The organism is Bifidobacterium sp. AGR2158 (genome assembly GCF_000424225.1).
In the GTDB taxonomy this organism is placed as follows: Bacteria; Actinomycetota; Actinomycetes; order Actinomycetales; family Bifidobacteriaceae; genus Bifidobacterium; species Bifidobacterium anseris.
Map to the genome: position 1 here is coordinate 159,282 of NZ_AUJM01000012.1, position 17,908 is coordinate 177,189.

Here is a 17,908-nt window from a genome sequence, read left to right on the forward strand (position 1 = left end):
GATTGGCGACAGTCGTCACGATTACGCGGGGTCGGTGCATGTCAACGTGCACCGGCCCCGCCGTATGCACGCGCACATCACACATCTGTCACGCCCGTCACGCAGACCGTGAAAACGGACGCCCCTCCTACAATGGGAACTATGAGTGGCAAATGCAAGCATGTGGTCGAGGCGGCCGGCGGCATCCTCTATCGTCGCCGCGGCGGCGCGCCGGACGGCCCGATCGAAGTGTGCCTCGTGCACCGTCCGAAATACGACGACTGGAGCTGGCCGAAAGGCAAACTCGAGAACAACGAATCGCATCGGCATGCGGCGGTGCGCGAAATCGGCGAGGAGACCGGACAGGTCGTCGCGCTCGGGCCGTATCTGGGCGAAGTCGACTATCCACTGTCGGCGGAGGGTCGCAAATCACGCAACAAGCACGACGGCCCGGACAGCGGGCAGCGCAAGCATGTGCTCTACTGGATGGCCACCGTCATCGACCGTCCGCTCGCGCATCAGCTCGCGCCCGCCTTCGGCCCCGTGCATCGCGCGGACGTCGGCGAAATCAACGACGTCGTCTGGCTGACGGTTCCCGAGGCGCGCAAAACGCTGACGCACTCCACCGACAAGGACATCCTCGCGCTGTTCGTCGATCGCCTCGAAGAGCACGCCGACGCCGCGAGCGCCGTGCTGCTCGTGCGGCACGCGAAAGCCGAGGCGCGCAAACAGTGGAAGGGCACCGACGCGGCGCGCCCAATCACGCCGCGCGGCGCGGCGGCCGCCTACGCGCTCGACCGCGAACTCGCCTGCTACGCGCCGGCGCGGCTCACATCGTCGCCGTGGATGCGCTGCCAGCAGACGATGCAGATGCTGTCATGGCAGACGGGCATGCCGGTCGAGTTCATCCCCGAGCTCACCGAAGACGCGTACGCGCGCGACGCGAACGGCACATGGAAGGCATTCCTCGCGCAGCTCGAGCGGACCGTCCACGGCGACCATCCGATGGCGATCTGCATGCATCGACCGGTCATCGGCGGCATGTTCGACCATCTGCGGCCGATGTGCGCGAGCAAATCATTGACGAAACGACTCATCGCGAAGACCCCATACATGCCTACCGGCAGCGCGCTCGCCATGTTCCTCGTGCCGACCGACGACGGGCTGCGCATCATCGACATCCAGAAAGTGGCTCCGATTGTCTACTAACGCGCAACGCAGCGGCTCCGGCTCGATCATCGCGAGCCGTTCCGCCTTCACGCACACCGGCTCCCCGCGCCCCGCACGCCCCGGGCAGCTCGATCAGGCGCTCGCCGAGAACATCGCCGGCGGCGTCGACCCCGAACAACTCAGCGCAGTCAGTCACGCGACGGCGTGGGCGCTGCTCAGCCATGTCCACACGACCGAGGATCCGCAGGTCGTCGAACGCGTGCTCACGCTCGTCGACCATGAGGGCGTCGACGTCATCGCCGAACTATGGAGCCACGCGGAGCCGGATTCGCTGCCCGGCGTGCTGTGGCGGCTGTATCTGCTGCGCACATGGATGCGGCGGCGCCGCGATTCGATCGCGCGACTGTGGAGGCTGGGCGAGCCGATCGTCACGTCCGCGTCGGCGATCGCCGGCATCGACGCGGCACCGACCGAGGAGGACATCGCCCGCACCGCCGATTCGATTCTCGCAGGCGCGTTCCGCGGCGACTTCGCCGTCGCGCTCGAACGAGCCGCGACTTTCGTCGACGTCGTCGTCGCCGGTCTGCGTATACAGGCGCAGCGGCTCAACGCGCATGCGAAAGCGATGGCCGATCCGGACAAGTCGGCCGTCGGCACGACCGAGGACATCCGCGCCGCGCACACGAAGGCTGCCCAGCTGCTGCACACGGCCGCGAATCTGCATACGACGGCCGCCGACCTGCGCGCCGGCGCCCACCTGTGGCGCCGCAGCCGCCTCGAGTAGCCCATTTACGGGTCGAGTCCTCGACGCTATCGGCCAACCGACCCGCTTCAGGCCCTACATACGCAAACGGGCGGGCGCCCCGCTAATCAGGGACACCCGCCCGCGCAGGTCAGAGACCGAATCAGTCGACGACGCCGTAGAGGCGATCGCCGGCGTCACCGAGACCCGGCACGATGTAGCTGCGATCGTTGAGGCCTTCATCCACGCCGCAGACGACGACGCGGAAGTCGATGCTCGGATCGATGTTGTCCTCGACGAACTTGATGCCTTCCGGCGCCGCGATGATGCAGATCGCCGTCACGTCCTTCGCGCCTTTCTCCGCCAGATAGTGTGTCGCGGCGACGAGCGTACCGCCGGTCGCGAGCATCGGATCGATGAGGAAGCACTGGCGTCCCGACAGATCGTCGGGCAGTCGGTTCGCATAGGTGATCTGCTGCGTCGGATGCTCTTCGTCGCGCTTCATGCCGAGGAAGCCGACTTCGGCGCTCGGCATCATGCGCGTCATGCCGTCGAGCATGCCGAGTCCCGCACGCAGCACCGGCACGATGATCGGCCGCGGCTTGGCGATCTGTTTGCCGACCATCGGCGCGACCGGCGTCTCGATTGGCTTGTCCACAACGGCAAGGTTGCGCGTGGCTTCGTACGCCTCGAGCGAGACGAGTTCGGAGACGAGTTCGCGGAACGTCGAAGAGGGGGTGTTCTTGTCTCGCAGCACGGTGAGCTTGTGCTCGACGAGCGGATGATTCAAAACATGCAATTCCATACCTCCCAGCATAGCCCCCGACCCCTGCCGAACGGCCATGCCACGCCGCCCATCCGCGCTTCTCCCCCGTATTATGCTCACAGAGTACGCACGCCCCCACACCACATCCATCTCAACAGACGGATAGGGCGACGCCGCGTCCGTTCGGGGCCGCTACACTGTCGAACGATGTGGCCCGCGAGGGTGGACGCGGCGCATACCAATCGACTACAACACGGAGAGGGGTCGAGGCATGACACGCAGCATCCTCGTCACGGGCGGAACGATTTTTGTGAGCCGTTTCATCGCGAAGTATTTTGTGGAGATAGGCGACGACGTCACCGTGCTCAACCGCGGCTCGCACCCGCCTGTCGCCGGCGTGCGCACAATCGTCGCGGACCGCCACGATCTGGGCCATCAGCTCGACGGGGAACGTTTCGACGCCGTCATCGACGTAACCGCCTACAACGCGCGCGACGTGCTCGACCTCGCGCATGCCCTCGAACATGCGCGCGTCCACTCGACGATCATGATCAGCTCGAGCGCCGTCTACCCCGAGACGAATCTGCAGCCTTTCGCCGAAGACGTGCGCCTCGGCCGCAACATGTTCTGGGGCGACTACGGCACCGGCAAGATCGAAGCCGAACGCGCACTGCTCCAATGCGTCGACGGCGCCTACATCGTGCGCCCGCCGTATCTGTACGGGCCGATGAACAACCTGTACCGCGAGGCCTTCGTCTTCGACTGCGCCCGCGAGGACCGTCGCTTCTATCTGCCGAACAACGGCGATATGCGGCTGCAGTTCTTCCACATCCGCGACCTGTGCCGCTTCCTCGAACTGATCATCGACGAGCAGCCCGCGCAACATGTGTTCAACGTCGGCAATCCGGACAGCGTCACCGTGCGCGAATGGGTCGACCTGTGCTACGCCGCAGTCGGCAAGACGCCGACCTATGCGAGCGTCGACGGTGTGGAGCCGCGCAACTTCTTCCCGTTCCACGAGTACGAATACAGCCTCGACGTGCATGCACAGCAGAAGATCATGCCCGACGTCACGCCGCTGGACAAGGGCCTGTGCGAGTCCTACGACTGGTACCGCTGCCACACCGATCAGGTGAACACGCATCCGTACACGCAGTACATCGACCTGCACCTCGCCCCCGCCGCCAAGGATCTGCAGCCGGTGCACTGACCGGCGCCAATCGCGGGGCCTCGAACACCGTATCTGCGCTGAGGGAGTGCCTCTTCGGCGGATATGCCGAGTATGCACTGCGAAAACCGCACCGTTGCGCGCCTCGCCAAGCCCCATACTTGGCCTTTTCGAAGAAGTTGCTCTCCCTCAGCGCAGATAGCGTCAGCGACGCGCGTCCGAACGACGCACTGGAGCCAGCGGCAGCAAAAGCTAGCGTGAGGAAACAGAGGAAACAGGTGACAAGGAGATGCGCCGGACCGCGAAAGCGCCATGTCGGCGCAAAGGCCGCTCGCAGCGGCAAAAAATGGAGCCCGGGGCTATGCACGGCCCGACGCGGATACCATTGTACATGGTTTCGCCGGATCCGCATCCGGCGCGTCGCCCTATCCCTACAAGCGCAAGCTGCTTCGGCTGTGCCTCACTGCTGCGGCAGCCCGTCCACCGCCGCCGCACCCGACGTCGGCACCGACACGCCCTGCATCACAATCCTGCGGACGATACGAGGCTGATCGACTTCAATCACCGCTGTACTATCGTGGGCTTCACCATAGATATAGCCCGGGCATGATATTTCAATATCATAAGTCCCATAGGACATATCATATTTCACGGCACCTTGCGCATTAGTGGTTACAGCAATGGGGGCGACAGGACCGTCATATCCTCGGCGGGCGGTAGACATGAAACAGTCCGGCAAAGGCCGCCCATTCTGATTCACGACATAGAGCCGCACCTCGGAGCTCGGTCGTTCTCGGTGCAGAACCCAATAGGTCACAGCCAATGCGCATACTGCCACAACAAGCACCATCAGCCCCGCGAGAACCCTCTTGCGCTTCATCGGCACCTCCTCAGCCGCACCGCCCCGCCATCCAGCAACCATCATACGCGAAGTGTGCACGCGACATACATCGCGCGCACACCAAACGCCGCACATCAGGCAGGCACCGCAGCTTACAGCTGCAGCGCGCTCGCCGGGGTCTCTCCCGGCACGAAGGCCTCGAAGATGAAACGGTCGAAGTACGGCAGGCAGGCGTTGAGCTCCTGCTCGCTGCGCACCGTCCACGCGACCGTCTGCGCGCCCATGCGCCGCGCGAAGGCGAGAGCCTTGCTGTTGCCGTTGCGGTAATCGTAGGCGATGAAGTCGGGCCGGCTCATCCAGTTGAACGCGAGCTTGCCGGCCGCCCACACGACCGGGTCGGCGCCCCCGAAGGGCGCGTCCTCGGCGAGCTGTCCGCGCGACGCGTTCGGATGGTTCTCCTTGTACCAGTGCATCGCCGCCGGGTTGAACGACTCCACCGCATAGACGCCCTTGTACGCGTCAAGCAGATCGGCGGCCTTCTGCATCAGCGTGTCGTCGCGGCTGCCCCAGTCACGCATGTTCTCGAATTTGAATTCGACGATGATTGGCACACGCCCGTCCACGACGCGCAGCACGTCGGCGAGCAGCGGCACATGCTGGTAGTACCCCTTCGGCGCTTCCTCCGGCGTCTTGACGATCGCCGGATCCTCGGCGGTCGCGCCCGGCAGCAGCGGCGACGTCTCGGCACCCGGCGCGGCCGTCGGGAACAGCGCGATCCTCATCAGCTCGTCGTAGGTGAGGTCGGCGATCTTGCGCGGGTCTCCGGCGACGCGCAGCAGATCGGGGTCGTGCGCGACGACGACCTTGTTGTCGAGCGTCAGCTGCACGTCGAGTTCGATGCCGTAGCCGGCCTCGGCGGCCGCCGCGAACGCCGCGAGCGAGTTCTCCGGCGCGATCGGACCGACTTCGCTCGGCGTGCCGTAGCCCGCCTGCATCGCCATGCGCCGCGCGAGCGCCACGTATTCGCCGCTTTCGCCCGCGTACTGCTGGCTGAGTCCCGAGCCGGCGTCGTGCAGTCCGCGATGCGCGTACATGACCTCCGGCAGCGACGATACGTAGTTCTTCCTGCGGTTGCTGAAGCTGCGCGGCGCCGTCGCCCACACTGCGGCGCCGGCGGCGGCCGCTGCGCCGATGACGATGTTCCTCAACGTCTTTGCCATGATTGCTCCTTGTTTGTTTTTCGTCGATTCCTCATCGATTCCGTATTTATTTCTTGCGCCGAGCCTAGTGATTCCGAGCCTAGTGCACGGCCGCGGCGCCGACACGCGCCGTCAGCGAACGGCCGGCGCGCGCGTCCTATTTGTGTTTTCGGTGCCGCCGTTCGCGCCCTTTGAGATAGATGTCGATGACGATCCAGCATGACAGCACAAATGCGACGACATATCCGAGGAAGCCGACGAGCGGTATACCGAAGATGATCGGTTTCATGCCGGCGTAGTAGACGATCGACGATCCGATGAACAGACCGACGACGATGAGCGCCATCGTGAGCCTGTTGACCATGTCCGACAACTGCTGCAGCGGTTCCTCAGAGCCGACGAGTTCGAAGTTCGTCCGCAGTTCGCCGCGCGTGAGCATATGGAGTGCGACGTTCGCCTCGCTCATCGATTTGAGCGCACCGTGCAACGCCGCGTGGCTTTCGATGGCGAGCTGTTCGGCTTCGTCTTTGATCGTCTGCGTCTTCGTCTTCGAATGCTCGATGTGTTCGGAGATGATTTCGATCATGTTGACGTCGGGGATGAACTTGTCGAGCAGTCCTTCGAGCGTCACGAGCGCGCGACCGACCGTCGTGATCGAACTGGGGATTTCGATGCCGTGCCGGCGTGCCATCTGCGTGAGCGACGTGAGGAACTGCGCGAGGTCGAGGTCCTCGAGATTCACGGTGCCGAATTCCTCGATGATGCCATCGAGGTCGGCGAGCAGCGACGGATAGTCGGTATGGTCGGCTTCGGTGCCGGCGAAGCGCAGCAGCGCGTCGGCGAGCTGTGCCGAATCCTGTTTGGCGACGGCGAAGAGCATCTGCTTGAGCGCGGCGCGCGTCGACGCGTTGAGTCGTCCGGTCATGCCGAGGTCGAGCAGCACGATCTGCCCGCCGCGAATTTCGATGTTGCCCGGGTGGGGGTCGGCGTGGAAGAAGCCGGCGTCGAGGATCTGGCTTGCGTAGTTGTCGACGAGTTTCGTGCCGATTTCCTTGAGTGAATAGCCGTCGTCGATCAGTTCGCGCGTATGCGAGATCGGGATGCCGTCGATGTATTCCATGACGAGCACGTGTTCGGTGCACAGATCGATGTACGGCGTCGGGCAGTCCATGTACGCGAAGCCGTCGCAGAAGCGTTTGAAGGCGCTCAGGTTGCGCGCTTCGTTGAGGAAGTTCGTCTCCTCGTCGAAGGTGTCCCACAGTTCTTCGACGACGCCCTGAAAGTCTACGACCTGCGCGTTGTGCATGATTTTCGTCGCGCCGCGCGCGAGCGAGCGCATGATCGAGACGTCCTCCGCCATCGTCACGCGCACGCCGGGACGCTGCACTTTGACGGCGACGTCTTCGCCGTTGAGCAGCGTCGCGCGATGCACCTGCGCGAGCGAGGCCGAGCCGAGCGGGGTCGGGTCGATTGTGCGGAACACTTCGCCGAGCGGCCGGCGGTATTCGGATTCGAGCGTTTCGAGCACGATTGAATACGGCATCGGGTCGGCGTCGGCGCGCAGTTTGGACAGTTCGTCGCAGAACGATTGCGGCAGGATTTCGGAACGCATCGACAGGATCTGCCCGACTTTGACGAAAGTCGGTCCGAGCGCTTCGAACATCAGGCGCATCTTGACCGGTGTCAGTCCTTTGAGCGCGTCGAACTGCATCGCGATCTTGCCGATCTGGTGCAGCCGCTTGAGTTTGCTGCGGCGCGTCAGATGGTATTGGTCGGCGAAGGAGCGGCGATGCGCGCCGAACAGCCCGATCGTCTCGGGGTCCTTCGACGCCTTCGGCAGTTGGTCGCGCAGTTCGATGATGTGCGCGGCCTCCTGCGTCTCCTCCGCTTCGAGGAGACGTGCGCGCTGCGGCTCGTCGGCGTCGCCGCCGTCGGCGTGCGCCTCCTGATCCTGTAGTTTCGCGTCGAGGTCGACGATTTTCGATGTGTCGACGCGCGCTTCGTGCTGCCGTTCGCGTGCGGCGCGCGCCTGCTCATGCTCCTCGTGGCGTTCGGCGCGCGCCTCGTCGCGCAGGTCGCGGTGTTCCTCCCGCGCGAAGCGGCGCAGCTCATCCGGCGTCACGTTGCCGTGCTGGTCTGAATGCTGATTCATAGGCATGACGATGCACCGCCTTCGGTTCGGCGCCTCAGGCGGCGCATTGCATCATCGCGCGCGGCGGCGCGATCAACGTTGATGGGGTGGACGCTCACTTATCGGCGTCGGCAGCGTCGGCCTTCGCGCCGGCGTCGGCGGCAGCATCGTCGGCCGGCTTCGTGTTGAGGTCGTCGACTGCCTGCGCGGCCTGGTTGCGCAGACCTGCAGCGGCGTCCTGCACCGTCTGCGACGCCTGCGCGGCCTTCTCCTTGAGTGATTCCTTCTTGTCGCCGGCCTTGTGCGCGAGTTCGCTGTTGAGCTGCTTGCCCTGCTCGACGGTCAGTTCTCCGCGTTCGACGAGACGGTTGACGAGCTCCTGGCCCTTTTCGGCGGTCGTGGCGATTGCGCCGACGCCCGCGAGGAAGATCTTGCGCAGGCCTTCGCCGAAGTCCGGGATGTTGTTATTCGAATCGGTCATGATGCCTCCCAGCTCATACCTGTGTTGGCGTATTGCTCAGTGCCAACTCTACACGTTCCGCCGCGTCGGCGTTCAGCGTGGGCGTAGCTGCGCGACCTCGCGCGCACGCTGCGCGATGCGGTCGATGCGCGCGAGCTCCTCCCGTGCCGCCGGCGTCGATTCCGCGCGGAATTCGCCGTAGCGGCGTTCGGCGGCCGCGCGGATCAGGAAATCGCTGATGGCTGGGTTCTTCGGCAGCAGCGAACCGTGCATGTAGGTGCCGATGACGTTGTGCACGCGTGCGCCTTCGGTGTGGTCCTCGCCGTTGTTGCCCATGCCGTCGTGGTCGACGGTGCCGAACGGGCGCACGCCGTCGTCGAGGAAGGTCTGCCCTGAATGATTCTCATAGCCGATGATGTCGCCGAAATCGTCGCTGTGTTCGACGAGATTGCCGATCATGCGCACGTCGCGGCCGACGGTGTGCGCGCCGATGATCGAGATGCCGTCGAGCCTGGCGCCGTCGACCGTTTCGAAATAGTCGCCGAACAACTGGTACAGGCCGCAGATCATCAGCATCGGCACGCCGTCGTCGGCGAGCGCGCGCAATGTGTCGGCGCGCGCGTAGAGGTCGTCGATGATCTTCTTCTGGCCGGTGTCCTGACCGCCGCCGCCGAGGATGACGTCGGTGTGTTCGGGCCACGGATCGTGCTGATTGACGGCGTGGATGCGCGGCTCGTAGCCGTAGAGTGCGAGCCGGCGTTCGATCGTCAGGACGTTGCCGGAATCGCCGTAGATGTTCATGTCCTTCGGATACAGCGAGACGATGTCGATCGGTCTGGCCATGCGTCGCTCCTTCACTTGCCCACGCCGGCGTCGGCGACGTCGGCGATCTTCGCCAGATACGCGCGCACGGCGAGCATCGCCGTGTACGTGCAGTAGATGTGCTTGCGGCGGCCGGGATTGCGCGCCACGAAGGCGTCGACGGCGCGCTCGAGGTCGGTGTCGACATCGCCGACCGCGACGTCGTCGTAGGCGAGGCGCAGTGCCATGTCCCACGCGCGCACGCCGGAAACGGTGTCGACGCCGCCGGCCTTGAGGCTCGTGAAGTCGACGTCCCACAGCCAGCTCATGTCGCGGCCGTCCGCGTATTCGTCGTTGATGCAGATCATCGTGTCGGCGTCGTCGGGCGGGAACGACGCGAGCGCGAGCCGGAATCCCATCGGATTCTTGACGAGCAGTAGTTCCGTCGGCGAGCCGTGCACGTCGATGACTTCGCCGCGTCCGAATGCGGGCGTCACCTGCGCGAGCGCGTCAAGCAGGTGCGCCGTGTCTGCGCCGGCGAAATGCTGTGCGCGCATGACGAATCCGTCGCGGCGCGCCTGCGGCAACGTCGCCGCGGCGTTGCCGATCGTGTCGGGGACACGCAGGTCCTGCTGCACGGCGCGCACAACGGCGAGCGCGGCCGCCGCGTTATAGAGGTTGTAGACGCCTTCGAGTTTGACTTCCGATTCGTATTCCTGCCCGTCGATGACCATCTGCGCGCGATGGTCGCCGACCGCCGTGAGCATGACGTCAGCCGGCGTGACGGGCGCGGCGGCCGTGAGCGGTTCGCTTGGCACGGCGGCACCGGCGAGCGCGACCGTCGTCGCCATGTCGTCGTCGGTCGGGAAGTAGCGGCGCAGCGCGCGCGACAGGCCGAAGTATGCGGCGCGCGTGTCGACCGGCGTGAGCGCGGCGAGTGCGGCGATGCGCGGATCTTCGCGGTTAAGGACGACGGCACGCGTCGTCGTTGCGGCCACGCGTCCGAGCAGCCGTGCCGTGTTGTCGATTTCGCCGAAGCGGTCGAGCTGGTCGCGCATGACGTTGAGCAGCAGCGCGTACTGCGGCTTGACTTGGGCGACGAACTGCACGGCGTAGGCCTCGTCGAGTTCGAGGACGGCGATGTCGGCGTCGATGTGGCCGCTCATCGTGACTTCGTTGAGCAGTGCGGAGACGACACCGCGCGTGAAGTTGGAGCCTGTCGGGTTCGTGAAGACGCGCAGTCCCAACGATTCGAGCATCATCGCGACCATGCGCGTTGTCGTCGTCTTGCCGTTCGTGCCAGAGACGAGGATGACGCCGAGCGGCAGCTGCGCGAGTGTGCGGCGCAGGAACGTCGGGTCGACGCGTTCGACGACCTTGCCGGGGAACGCGCTGCCGCCGTGGTGGGTGACGCGCGACGCCCAGCGCACCGATTTGCCCAGCAGCGGCGTCGCGAACGCGTACCATGGCCGGCGGGTTGTGTCTGTTGCCGTGTTCGTCATGTCAGACTCCCTGCTGATAGTCCTGGGGCATGTCTTGGAATTTCGAATACTGTCCGCGGAATGCGAGGTTGAAGGTCGCCGTCGGACCGTTGCGGTGCTTCGCCATGATGATGTCGGCCTCGCCTGGACGATCCTCCTTGTCGTAGGCGTCGGGACGGTGCACGAGGAAGACGACGTCGGCGTCCTGCTCAATCGAGCCGGATTCGCGAAGATCGGACAGCTGCGGTTTCTTGTCGTTGCGCATTTCGGGGCCGCGGTTGAGCTGCGAGAGCGCGACGACCGGCACTTCGAGCTCCTTCGCGAGCAGTTTGAGCGCGCGGGAGAATTCGGAGACTTCCTGCTGGCGGCTTTCGACCTGCTTGCCTGAGCTCATCAGCTGCAGATAGTCGATGACGACGAGTTTGAGGTCGTCGCTCTGCTTGAGTTGACGGCATTTCGCGCGGATCTCCATCAGGCTCATGTTCGGCGAATCGTCGATGAACAGCGGCGCGTCCCTGAGTTTGATGAAGAAGTTGTTGAGCACGTTCCAGCGGCCGGGGTCGATGTCTTCGGCGTTGCGCATCGCCGACAATGGGATATTCGTCTCGGCGGAGATGATGCGCTGCGACAGTTCGATCTGGCTCATCTCGAGGCTGAAGATGACGGTCGTCAGATGCTGGTGAAGCGCGGCGGCGCGCGCAAAGTCGACGCCGAGCGTCGACTTGCCCATCGCCGGGCGGCCTGCGACGACGACCATCTGGCCGGGCTGCAGACCCTTCGTCACCGAGTCGATGTCGCGGAAGCCGGTGAGGATACCGGATTCGATCTCGCCCTTCTGGATGCGGTCGATCTGCTTGAGCGTCGCCTCGACGGCGTTCGCGATCGGCGTGTAGTCCTGATGCACCTTGCCCATGCTCATCTCGTAGATCTCGGCCTGCGCGAGGTTGACGACCTCCTGCGCCTGCGAGCCTTCGGCGTTGTAGCCTAGCTGCGTGATCTTCGTGCCCGCGGCGATGACGTTGCGCAGGATCGCGCGCTGATGCACGATCGTCGCGTAGTACACGGCGTTCGCGGCCGTCGGCACCGAGCCGATGAGGTCGTGCAGATAGTCGACGCCGCCCACTTTCTCGAGGTCGCCGGCGTCGTCGAGACGGTTCGCGACGGTCACGACGTCGGCCGGATCGCCCGCCGAGAACAGGTCGATGATCGCCTTGTAGATCGTCTGGTGCTTCGGCTGGTAGAAGTCAGCCTCCTCGAGCGTCTGCGTCACTTCGCCGATGGCGTCCTTCGCCATCAGCATGCCGCCGAGCGTCGCCATCTCCGCGTCGTCGTCGTGCGGCGGCACACGGTCGAACAACGCCATGTCGTTCTTGTCGTTCCTGTCGAATCCTTCAGCCATAACAGTCGATTATAAGAAAAGCGAATGTAACACAGAAGGGCACGGACGCGACACTCCGCACGAAGGCCGCGCATGCGCGCGTGTCGGGCCTTCGCACGGAGTGTCGCGGGCTCTCAGCAGGCCTCGCCGATCGTTCCGGGCAGTGCGAGCTCCTGTTCGAGCCGCGGCAGCACGGCACGCGAGAAGGCGAGCGTCGACGGGCCGAACAGTTCGAGCGTGGCCTCGCGCAGCATCGGATCCTCCTTCCACGGCATGCGCGCGAGCCAGATGGCGACGGCCGCGTCGCGGATCGAGCAGTAGTGGCGCAGCATCTGCGTCTGCTCCTGGCGTGACGATTCGTGCAGGCGGTCGTAGTCGATCTCATGTTCGTCGATGAGCAGCATCGGCATTGCGAGCGTGCCGATGTCGCGCATCATCGCGCAGATCGAGTCGAGGCTCTTGAACGACGTGCGCAGCAGCTCCTCGTCGTGCGTCGCGAGCGCGCCCATCAGCTGGTTGCGCATCATCGCGCCGAGGAGCGAGCCGGCGACGTCGCTGATGTAGATCAGGTTGCGCCACAACGGTTTGTCCATCTCCTCGCGTCGTGCCTGCGGCGATTCGAAGAGCGTTTCGACGAACACCGGCTTGTCGTTCCACAGTTCCTCGACGGCGCGCCGCAGCTGCTGCACGTCGTAGAGGAAACGCTTGTCGATGCGCTGTTCGAGGGCACAGACGCGGGGCTTGGCCTGCACGTAGCGCGCGATGTCCTCGTCCTCCCACGCCTCGCCGGCACGGGCGTGCGCGAGCGCCTGCCCGATGCCGACATGGTAGGCGAAGTACTGATAGGAGGTGCACATGAGATCCTCGTCGTCGCTCGTGCGCTCGGGCATCGTCACATGCACGTCGCCGCGCGCGAGCGCCTGCTCGTATTCGGCGTCGGCTTGCAGCCGCAGCCCTTCGATTGTGTGGAGGATGTCGAGCGCGTCCTCGTGCGCGCGCCGCTGCGCCTCGTTGTGGAATTTGATGTTCGGCGTCGAGCTGTGCAGGAGCAGTTCGCCACCGATGGTGCCGTCGGTGAGCAATGTGTAGGCGATGCGCGCGGCGAGCATGCCCGGCTCTGCCCAGCGGATGACGGCGCGCGCCGCCATCGAACGCATCATGCGGTAGTACTCGAAACTGTCGCCGTAGCGTTGCCGCTTCGTGCCGAAACGGCGCTTGTCGCGGCCGCCGAAGCGTTTGGCGAGGCCTTTGTTGTCGACGGCGCGGATGTGCAGCGGCAGTTCGTCGACCGGCCGGTCCGTGGCGAAGGCCGTGCGCGCCTGGTCCATGCGTTCGTACAGCCAGCGGCCGAGTCCGTGACGTCGCACGACGTATTCGCAATGCGTCAGGAAGGCGCGGCAGTGGTCGATGAAGGCGGTGTCGCCTGTTTCGGCGGCCGAGCACAGTTCGACGGGCCAGCAGGATGCGCCGAAGAGGTCTTCGCCGAGGTCGAGCAGCCGTTCCGGAGCGGGCGGCATGATCGTGCTCAGCATATGCCCCTGCGGCGTGTCCTTCTCGTCGACGACGATGCGTTCGGCGTTGACGATGTGGTCGTCGAACAATGTGCGCAGTTCGACGAGCTTCTCGAGGAAGCCCTGCGAGTCGAGCGTGAGCGTCGCGCCGTTGGCGCCCGGATCTGCTGTTGTGGACATATGTCCTCCTTGTCCGTGGAATATCGTTGGTTCGCACCGGTGTTCCAGCCACTGTGCACCATCGGACGATTGCGCGCCAACGGACGGCAAACCTTTGTGGATATGTGGAAAGTTCGCGCGTGTTCCACCGCCATCCGCCCCGATGTGGACAACCGATGACGCCGCCGCTTGCCCTCCTCACCGACGCTGACTCCCCCGATGCGTCCGGCGCCTCTGACACAGCAGCGTGCGCCGTACTCCCCGCCCGTAACCGTCACCGTCGACGTTTAGCGGAAAGTAGAACGACTCGCGCGACGCGCGTTGTGGACAACTTCTTCACAATTTACTTCCGATTATCCACATCTTGGGGATAAGCATGTGGATTACGGTGGATTACGGCTCAGGTTATCCACATTCGGTGGATAACCCTGTGGATAACTTGGGGATACAGCCGCAATCCTTGCAGATTCGCGCTTCTCCGATTTGCGACCGCCGTCGATCTGTGGTAGGCGATCTGCAATTGTCATCCCTTGATCGCCGCGCGCGCGTTCGCCGCCATCGCCGTGACGAGCTGCGCGCTCCATTTGCTCCAGCCGACCCGTCCGGAGATCTGTTCGCCGGATGTCGCGCCGAGCGACGACATGTCCGCCTTCGTCAGGTCGAACAGCATGTCGAGCAGCACCGGGTCGCCCTCCACGCGTGCCGCGAGCTCCTCGCCGGCCTTCGGATCGTTGGGATTGCGCGACGTCGAGAACTCGGACAGACTCAGATGTTCGCGCACGAGCAGCGTCGTCATATGCACGATCCGCTCGTCGAAACCCATCCGTTCAAGCACGGCGCGCGCATGCCGCTCCCCTTCGCGCGCATGGTCCGTGACGCGTGGCCGCTTGCCGATGTCGTGCAGCAGCCCGGCGAGCAGCAGCGCCGCGTAATGCTCGTCGTCGTACTGTCCTCGTTTGAGCTGCGACGTCACGGCGATCATATGACGGTCGATCGTGTAGCGGTGCGTCGCCGATACGCTCGGCCGGTTGCGGATCGCCGCCCATTCGGGCATCCAACGGTTCGGGATGCCGACGAAATCAAGCTCTTCCCAGACGTCGAGCAGATGTTCGCCGCTCGCGAGCAGACGGACGAAGGCGGCGCGCGAATCATCGTCCCAATCGGCGTAGCGAATCGGCGATTTTGCGAGGTTCGCCAATGTCGACGTGTTGATCGACAGTCCACCTTCGGCGGCGGCCGCGGCCACGCGCAGCGGCAGGCCGCCGTCCTTCGCCGCGTCGACGCCGGGCGCAAGCACGACCTCCTGTTCGTGCAGCGCGACGCCGGGCGCGAGCAGCTCGAACTTCGGCGCCTCGCGCTTGCCGCCGGCGCGCGGATGCATGATCTGGAAGAACGAGAATCGCGGTCGTTCATGCACGAGCGTGTGTTCGGCGCGCGCGGCCGTCGCGTCGAGCGAGAATGCGATCGCGCGGCCGAGCCGGGCGATCAGTGTGAGCAGATCGTCGATTGACGTCGCCGCGCGCTCGTCCTCGGGCAGTGTCGGATCGGCAAGGCCGAGCATCGCCGCGACCGGCGCCTGATACGGCGTCAGCAGCAGATTCGTGTCACGATGCGCGGCCAGATGGATGCAGTCGCGTACGTCGAGCAATCGTTCGACGGCGGCGTCGTAGCGGCCGTGCGGACGGTCGGCGAGCCACGACGCTGACAGCGCCGCCGTGAGCACGACGTCGCGCAGGCCGCCGCGCGACTCCTTGACATCGGGTTGGTTGACATACGGCAGGCGGCCGAAACGTTCGAGCCGCGTCCGTGCCGAGTCGAGCAGCTCCGGCAGCCGCTTGCGCGCGGCCTTGCGCCATCGTTCGAGGATCGACACGGCGGTGCCTTCGATCAGTGCGATGTCGCCGGCGATGGGTCTCACGTCGAGCCAGCCCATCGCCGCCGGCAGGTCGGCGTCGGTCACCGATTCGCATTGCACGCGTGTGCGCACCGAATGGTCGAGGTCAATGCCGCTGTCCCACAGCGGATACCACAGTCGGTTCGCGAATTCGTTGAGCTGTGCGCCGTCGAGCGCCTTGCCGTCGTGGATGAGCACGAGGTCGAGGTCGGAGCACGGCCCGAGCTGCCCGCGCGCGAGCGAGCCGACAGCGGCGAGACCGATGCCGTCGGACGGCACGGCGAAGGGCACGTCGTCGCACGCTTGTTGCCACAGCCGCGCAAGCGCGTCCATCGCGAGCACCGTGCGCGCCTCGCGTTTCGCCGCGCCGCCGCGCAGCACGCCGTCCGTGTCGGGTGCGCTCAGCGCGAGCATGCGTTCCTTGAGATCGTCGACCGCCGTCGTCATCGTCGTCTTCTCCTGACTGCGTCGCGTGGGCGCCGCTCAATCGAGGACGGCCTCCGCGCACGTCGTGCAGCGGAGGCCGTCAGGGTGTCACATGGGTTTGTCTGTCGGAGGTCAGATGGCCGCCGATCCCGTTTCGCCGGTGCGTACGCGGGCGACCATGTCGAGCGGGGCGACCCAGACCTTGCCGTCGCCGATCGTGCCGGAGCCGGCGGACTTGATGATGACGTCGACGAGCGTTTCGGCGTCGGCGTCGTCGCACAGGACTTCGACGCGGACCTTCGGGATCAGGTCGACCGTGTATTCGGCGCCGCGGTAAATCTCGGTGTGGCCGCGCTGACGGCCGTAGCCGTTCGCCTCGGAGACGGTCAGGCCGTGCACGCCGGCGGCCGCGAGGGCCTCCTTGACGTCGTCGAGCTTGAAGGGCTGGATGATTGCGGTGATGAGTTTCATGCTCACATCTCCTTGATGACGGAGCTGGCGGTGCCAGCGAAATCGTATGCGCGTTCGCCCTGGTCGGCCAGATCGATGCCGCCGACCTCCTGGGCCTGGGTCACACGCCAGCCGACGGTCTTCTCAAGGCCGAAGGCGATGATCGTCGTGATGACCGCGGAGAAGGCCATCGCGATGAGGGCGATGACGATCTGCACGACGAGCTGACGCCAGTCGCCGCCGCAGAACAGGCCGGTGTCCTGCATGAAGAAGCCGAGCGCGACGGTGCCGATGAGGCCGCCGACGCCGTGGACGCCGACGACGTCGAGCGAGTCGTCATAGCCGAGCTTGTACTTGAGCGAGCAGGCGAGGCAGGTCACGATGCCGGCGATCGCGCCGAGCACGATCGACCAGATCGGGGAGACGACATCCGCGGCCGGGGTGATCGCGACGAGGCCGGCGACGATGCCCGAAGCAGCGCCGATCGCCGTGTAGTGGCCGGTGCGGATCTTCTCGGTGAAGCCCCAGGCGAGCATCGCGGCGCCAGCGGCGAGCGACGTGGAGACCCAAGCGTAGCCGGCGGTGCCGTTCGCGGCGAAGGCGGAGCCGGCGTTGAAGCCGAACCAACCGAACCACAGCAGGAATGCGCCGAGCATGACGAAGGGGACGTTGTGCGGACGCATCGGCTCGGTGCCGAAGCCCTTGCGCTTGCCGATGATCAGGACGATGATCAGCGCTGCGACCGCAGCGTTGATGTGGACGACGGTGCCGCCTGCGAAGTCGTGCGCGGCCGCGCCGATCGCCTGCGAGATCGGGCCGTCGGCGGACAGCAGGCCACCGTTCCAGACCATGTGCGCCATCGGCGCGTAGTCGAAGGTGATCCACAGCGCGACGAAGATCATCCACGTGCTGTACTTGACGCGTTCGGCAATCGCGCCGCAAATGAGCGCGACGGTGATCATCGCGAAGGCGGCCTGGAAGCCGACGTCGACAGAAGCCGGATAGTTGTTGCCGTTCATGCTCGCTGACGTGAAGACGCCGTCCTGCGCGACCATCGTGTCACGCAGCAGGAAACCGGTTGCCGGATCGCCGAAGACGCCGCCGATCGAATGGCCGGCGTAGGCGATCGACCAACCCCACAGACCCCAGATGATGATCGTGACGGACAGTGCCGCCGCTTCCATCATCATCATGTTGAGCACGGCCTTGGCGCGGACCATGCCACCGTAGAAGAATGCAACACCGGGTGTCATAAGGAACACCAAGCACGCGCTCGTAAGTATCCACGCGGCATTACCGGAATCAAGCTGTCCCATACGGCCACCTCCCTCTCATATGTCTTGTTCTTGCTT

Annotated in this window: 15 protein-coding genes; 3 read left to right on the forward strand and 12 right to left on the reverse strand. The window is 65.1% G+C overall.

Features of this window, described 5'->3' with window-relative positions; translation table 11 throughout:
* Positions 1–132: 132 nt before the first annotated feature.
* Both G606_RS0103345 and G606_RS0103350 read left to right on the forward strand, forming a co-directional pair.
* Positions 133–1,188, forward strand: a complete 1,056-nt coding sequence (locus G606_RS0103345; RefSeq protein WP_442852238.1) for an NUDIX hydrolase — start codon at positions 133–135, stop codon at positions 1,186–1,188.
* Positions 1,178–1,933, forward strand: coding sequence for a hypothetical protein (locus tag G606_RS0103350; RefSeq protein WP_026644770.1), 756 nt, complete (start codon positions 1,178–1,180; stop codon positions 1,931–1,933). The genes G606_RS0103345 and G606_RS0103350 overlap by 11 nt, the downstream gene beginning before the upstream one ends.
* 121 nt (positions 1,934–2,054) lie before the next feature.
* Here the strand turns inward: G606_RS0103350 and upp are convergent, their stop codons facing one another.
* Positions 2,055–2,696, reverse strand: a complete 642-nt coding sequence (gene upp / locus G606_RS0103355) for a uracil phosphoribosyltransferase (RefSeq protein ID WP_026644771.1) — start codon at positions 2,694–2,696, stop codon at positions 2,055–2,057.
* Between the two features lie 232 nt (positions 2,697–2,928).
* On the opposite strand from upp, the gene G606_RS09750 reads away from it, so the two are divergent.
* Entirely contained in the window at positions 2,929–3,867 is a 939-nt protein-coding gene (locus tag G606_RS09750; protein WP_051198467.1) for an NAD-dependent epimerase/dehydratase family protein, read from the forward strand.
* Between the two features lie 418 nt (positions 3,868–4,285).
* On the opposite strand, the gene G606_RS0103365 is transcribed toward G606_RS09750, so the two are convergent.
* From G606_RS0103365 to G606_RS0103415, 11 genes are all read right to left on the reverse strand, one after another.
* The gene (locus tag G606_RS0103365; protein ID WP_155802750.1) at positions 4,286–4,750 is read right to left on the reverse strand and encodes a hypothetical protein; all 465 of its coding nucleotides are present in this window, start codon (positions 4,748–4,750) and stop codon (positions 4,286–4,288) included.
* Positions 4,751–4,818: 68 nt separating this feature from the next.
* Positions 4,819–5,886, reverse strand: coding sequence for a glycerophosphodiester phosphodiesterase family protein (locus G606_RS0103370; RefSeq protein WP_026644773.1), 1,068 nt, complete (start codon positions 5,884–5,886; stop codon positions 4,819–4,821).
* A gap of 136 nt (positions 5,887–6,022) precedes the next feature.
* The gene (locus tag G606_RS0103375) at positions 6,023–8,017 is read right to left on the reverse strand and encodes an ABC1 kinase family protein (RefSeq protein WP_034523568.1); all 1,995 of its coding nucleotides are present in this window, start codon (positions 8,015–8,017) and stop codon (positions 6,023–6,025) included.
* A 94-nt stretch (positions 8,018–8,111) separates the two neighbouring features.
* Positions 8,112–8,477, reverse strand: coding sequence for a phasin family protein (locus G606_RS10675; RefSeq protein ID WP_051198469.1), 366 nt, complete (start codon positions 8,475–8,477; stop codon positions 8,112–8,114).
* A 72-nt stretch (positions 8,478–8,549) separates the two neighbouring features.
* Positions 8,550–9,299, reverse strand: coding sequence for a type 1 glutamine amidotransferase (locus G606_RS0103385; protein ID WP_026644775.1), 750 nt, complete (start codon positions 9,297–9,299; stop codon positions 8,550–8,552).
* A gap of 11 nt (positions 9,300–9,310) precedes the next feature.
* Entirely contained in the window at positions 9,311–10,759 is a 1,449-nt protein-coding gene (locus G606_RS0103390) for a Mur ligase family protein (RefSeq protein WP_026644776.1), read from the reverse strand.
* 1 nt (position 10,760) lies between these two features.
* Positions 10,761–12,137: a replicative DNA helicase gene (gene dnaB, locus G606_RS0103395; RefSeq protein ID WP_026644777.1), complete on the reverse strand. Its 1,377-nt coding sequence runs from the start codon at positions 12,135–12,137 to the stop codon at positions 10,761–10,763.
* 113 nt (positions 12,138–12,250) lie between these two features.
* Positions 12,251–13,807: a hypothetical protein gene (locus G606_RS0103400; protein WP_026644778.1), complete on the reverse strand. Its 1,557-nt coding sequence runs from the start codon at positions 13,805–13,807 to the stop codon at positions 12,251–12,253.
* Between the two features lie 502 nt (positions 13,808–14,309).
* On the reverse strand, positions 14,310–16,127 hold the full coding sequence (locus tag G606_RS0103405; RefSeq protein WP_026644779.1) for an HD domain-containing protein: 1,818 nt from the start codon (positions 16,125–16,127) through the stop codon (positions 14,310–14,312).
* 111 nt (positions 16,128–16,238) lie between these two features.
* Positions 16,239–16,577 (reverse strand): P-II family nitrogen regulator, encoded by a 339-nt coding sequence (locus G606_RS0103410; RefSeq protein ID WP_024541425.1) that lies wholly within the window; start codon positions 16,575–16,577, stop codon positions 16,239–16,241.
* A gap of 2 nt (positions 16,578–16,579) precedes the next feature.
* A complete protein-coding gene (locus G606_RS0103415) occupies positions 16,580–17,872 on the reverse strand; it encodes an ammonium transporter (RefSeq protein ID WP_026644780.1) in 1,293 nt (430 codons plus the stop codon).
* Between the last annotated feature and the right edge of the window lie 36 nt (positions 17,873–17,908).

Bases quoted from the DNA above. Each gene is read 5' to 3' on its own strand.
- G606_RS0103345 (WP_442852238.1), top strand. From the start codon at position 133: ATGGGAACTATGAGTGGCAAATGCAAGCATGTGGTCGAGGCGGCCGGC.
- G606_RS09750 (WP_051198467.1), top strand. From the start codon at position 2,929: ATGACACGCAGCATCCTCGTCACGGGCGGAACGATTTTTGTGAGCCGT.
- upp (WP_026644771.1), bottom strand. From the start codon at position 2,696: ATGGAATTGCATGTTTTGAATCATCCGCTCGTCGAGCACAAGCTCACC.
- G606_RS0103405 (WP_026644779.1), bottom strand. From the start codon at position 16,127: ATGACGACGGCGGTCGACGATCTCAAGGAACGCATGCTCGCGCTGAGC.
- G606_RS0103370 (WP_026644773.1), bottom strand. From the start codon at position 5,886: ATGGCAAAGACGTTGAGGAACATCGTCATCGGCGCAGCGGCCGCCGCC.
- G606_RS0103390 (WP_026644776.1), bottom strand. From the start codon at position 10,759: ATGACGAACACGGCAACAGACACAACCCGCCGGCCATGGTACGCGTTC.
- G606_RS0103375 (WP_034523568.1), bottom strand. From the start codon at position 8,017: ATGAATCAGCATTCAGACCAGCACGGCAACGTGACGCCGGATGAGCTG.
- G606_RS0103415 (WP_026644780.1), bottom strand. From the start codon at position 17,872: ATGGGACAGCTTGATTCCGGTAATGCCGCGTGGATACTTACGAGCGCG.
- G606_RS10675 (WP_051198469.1), bottom strand. From the start codon at position 8,477: ATGACCGATTCGAATAACAACATCCCGGACTTCGGCGAAGGCCTGCGC.
- G606_RS0103365 (WP_155802750.1), bottom strand. From the start codon at position 4,750: ATGATGGTTGCTGGATGGCGGGGCGGTGCGGCTGAGGAGGTGCCGATG.
- G606_RS0103410 (WP_024541425.1), bottom strand. From the start codon at position 16,577: ATGAAACTCATCACCGCAATCATCCAGCCCTTCAAGCTCGACGACGTC.
- dnaB (WP_026644777.1), bottom strand. From the start codon at position 12,137: ATGGCTGAAGGATTCGACAGGAACGACAAGAACGACATGGCGTTGTTC.
- G606_RS0103400 (WP_026644778.1), bottom strand. From the start codon at position 13,807: ATGTCCACAACAGCAGATCCGGGCGCCAACGGCGCGACGCTCACGCTC.
- G606_RS0103385 (WP_026644775.1), bottom strand. From the start codon at position 9,299: ATGGCCAGACCGATCGACATCGTCTCGCTGTATCCGAAGGACATGAAC.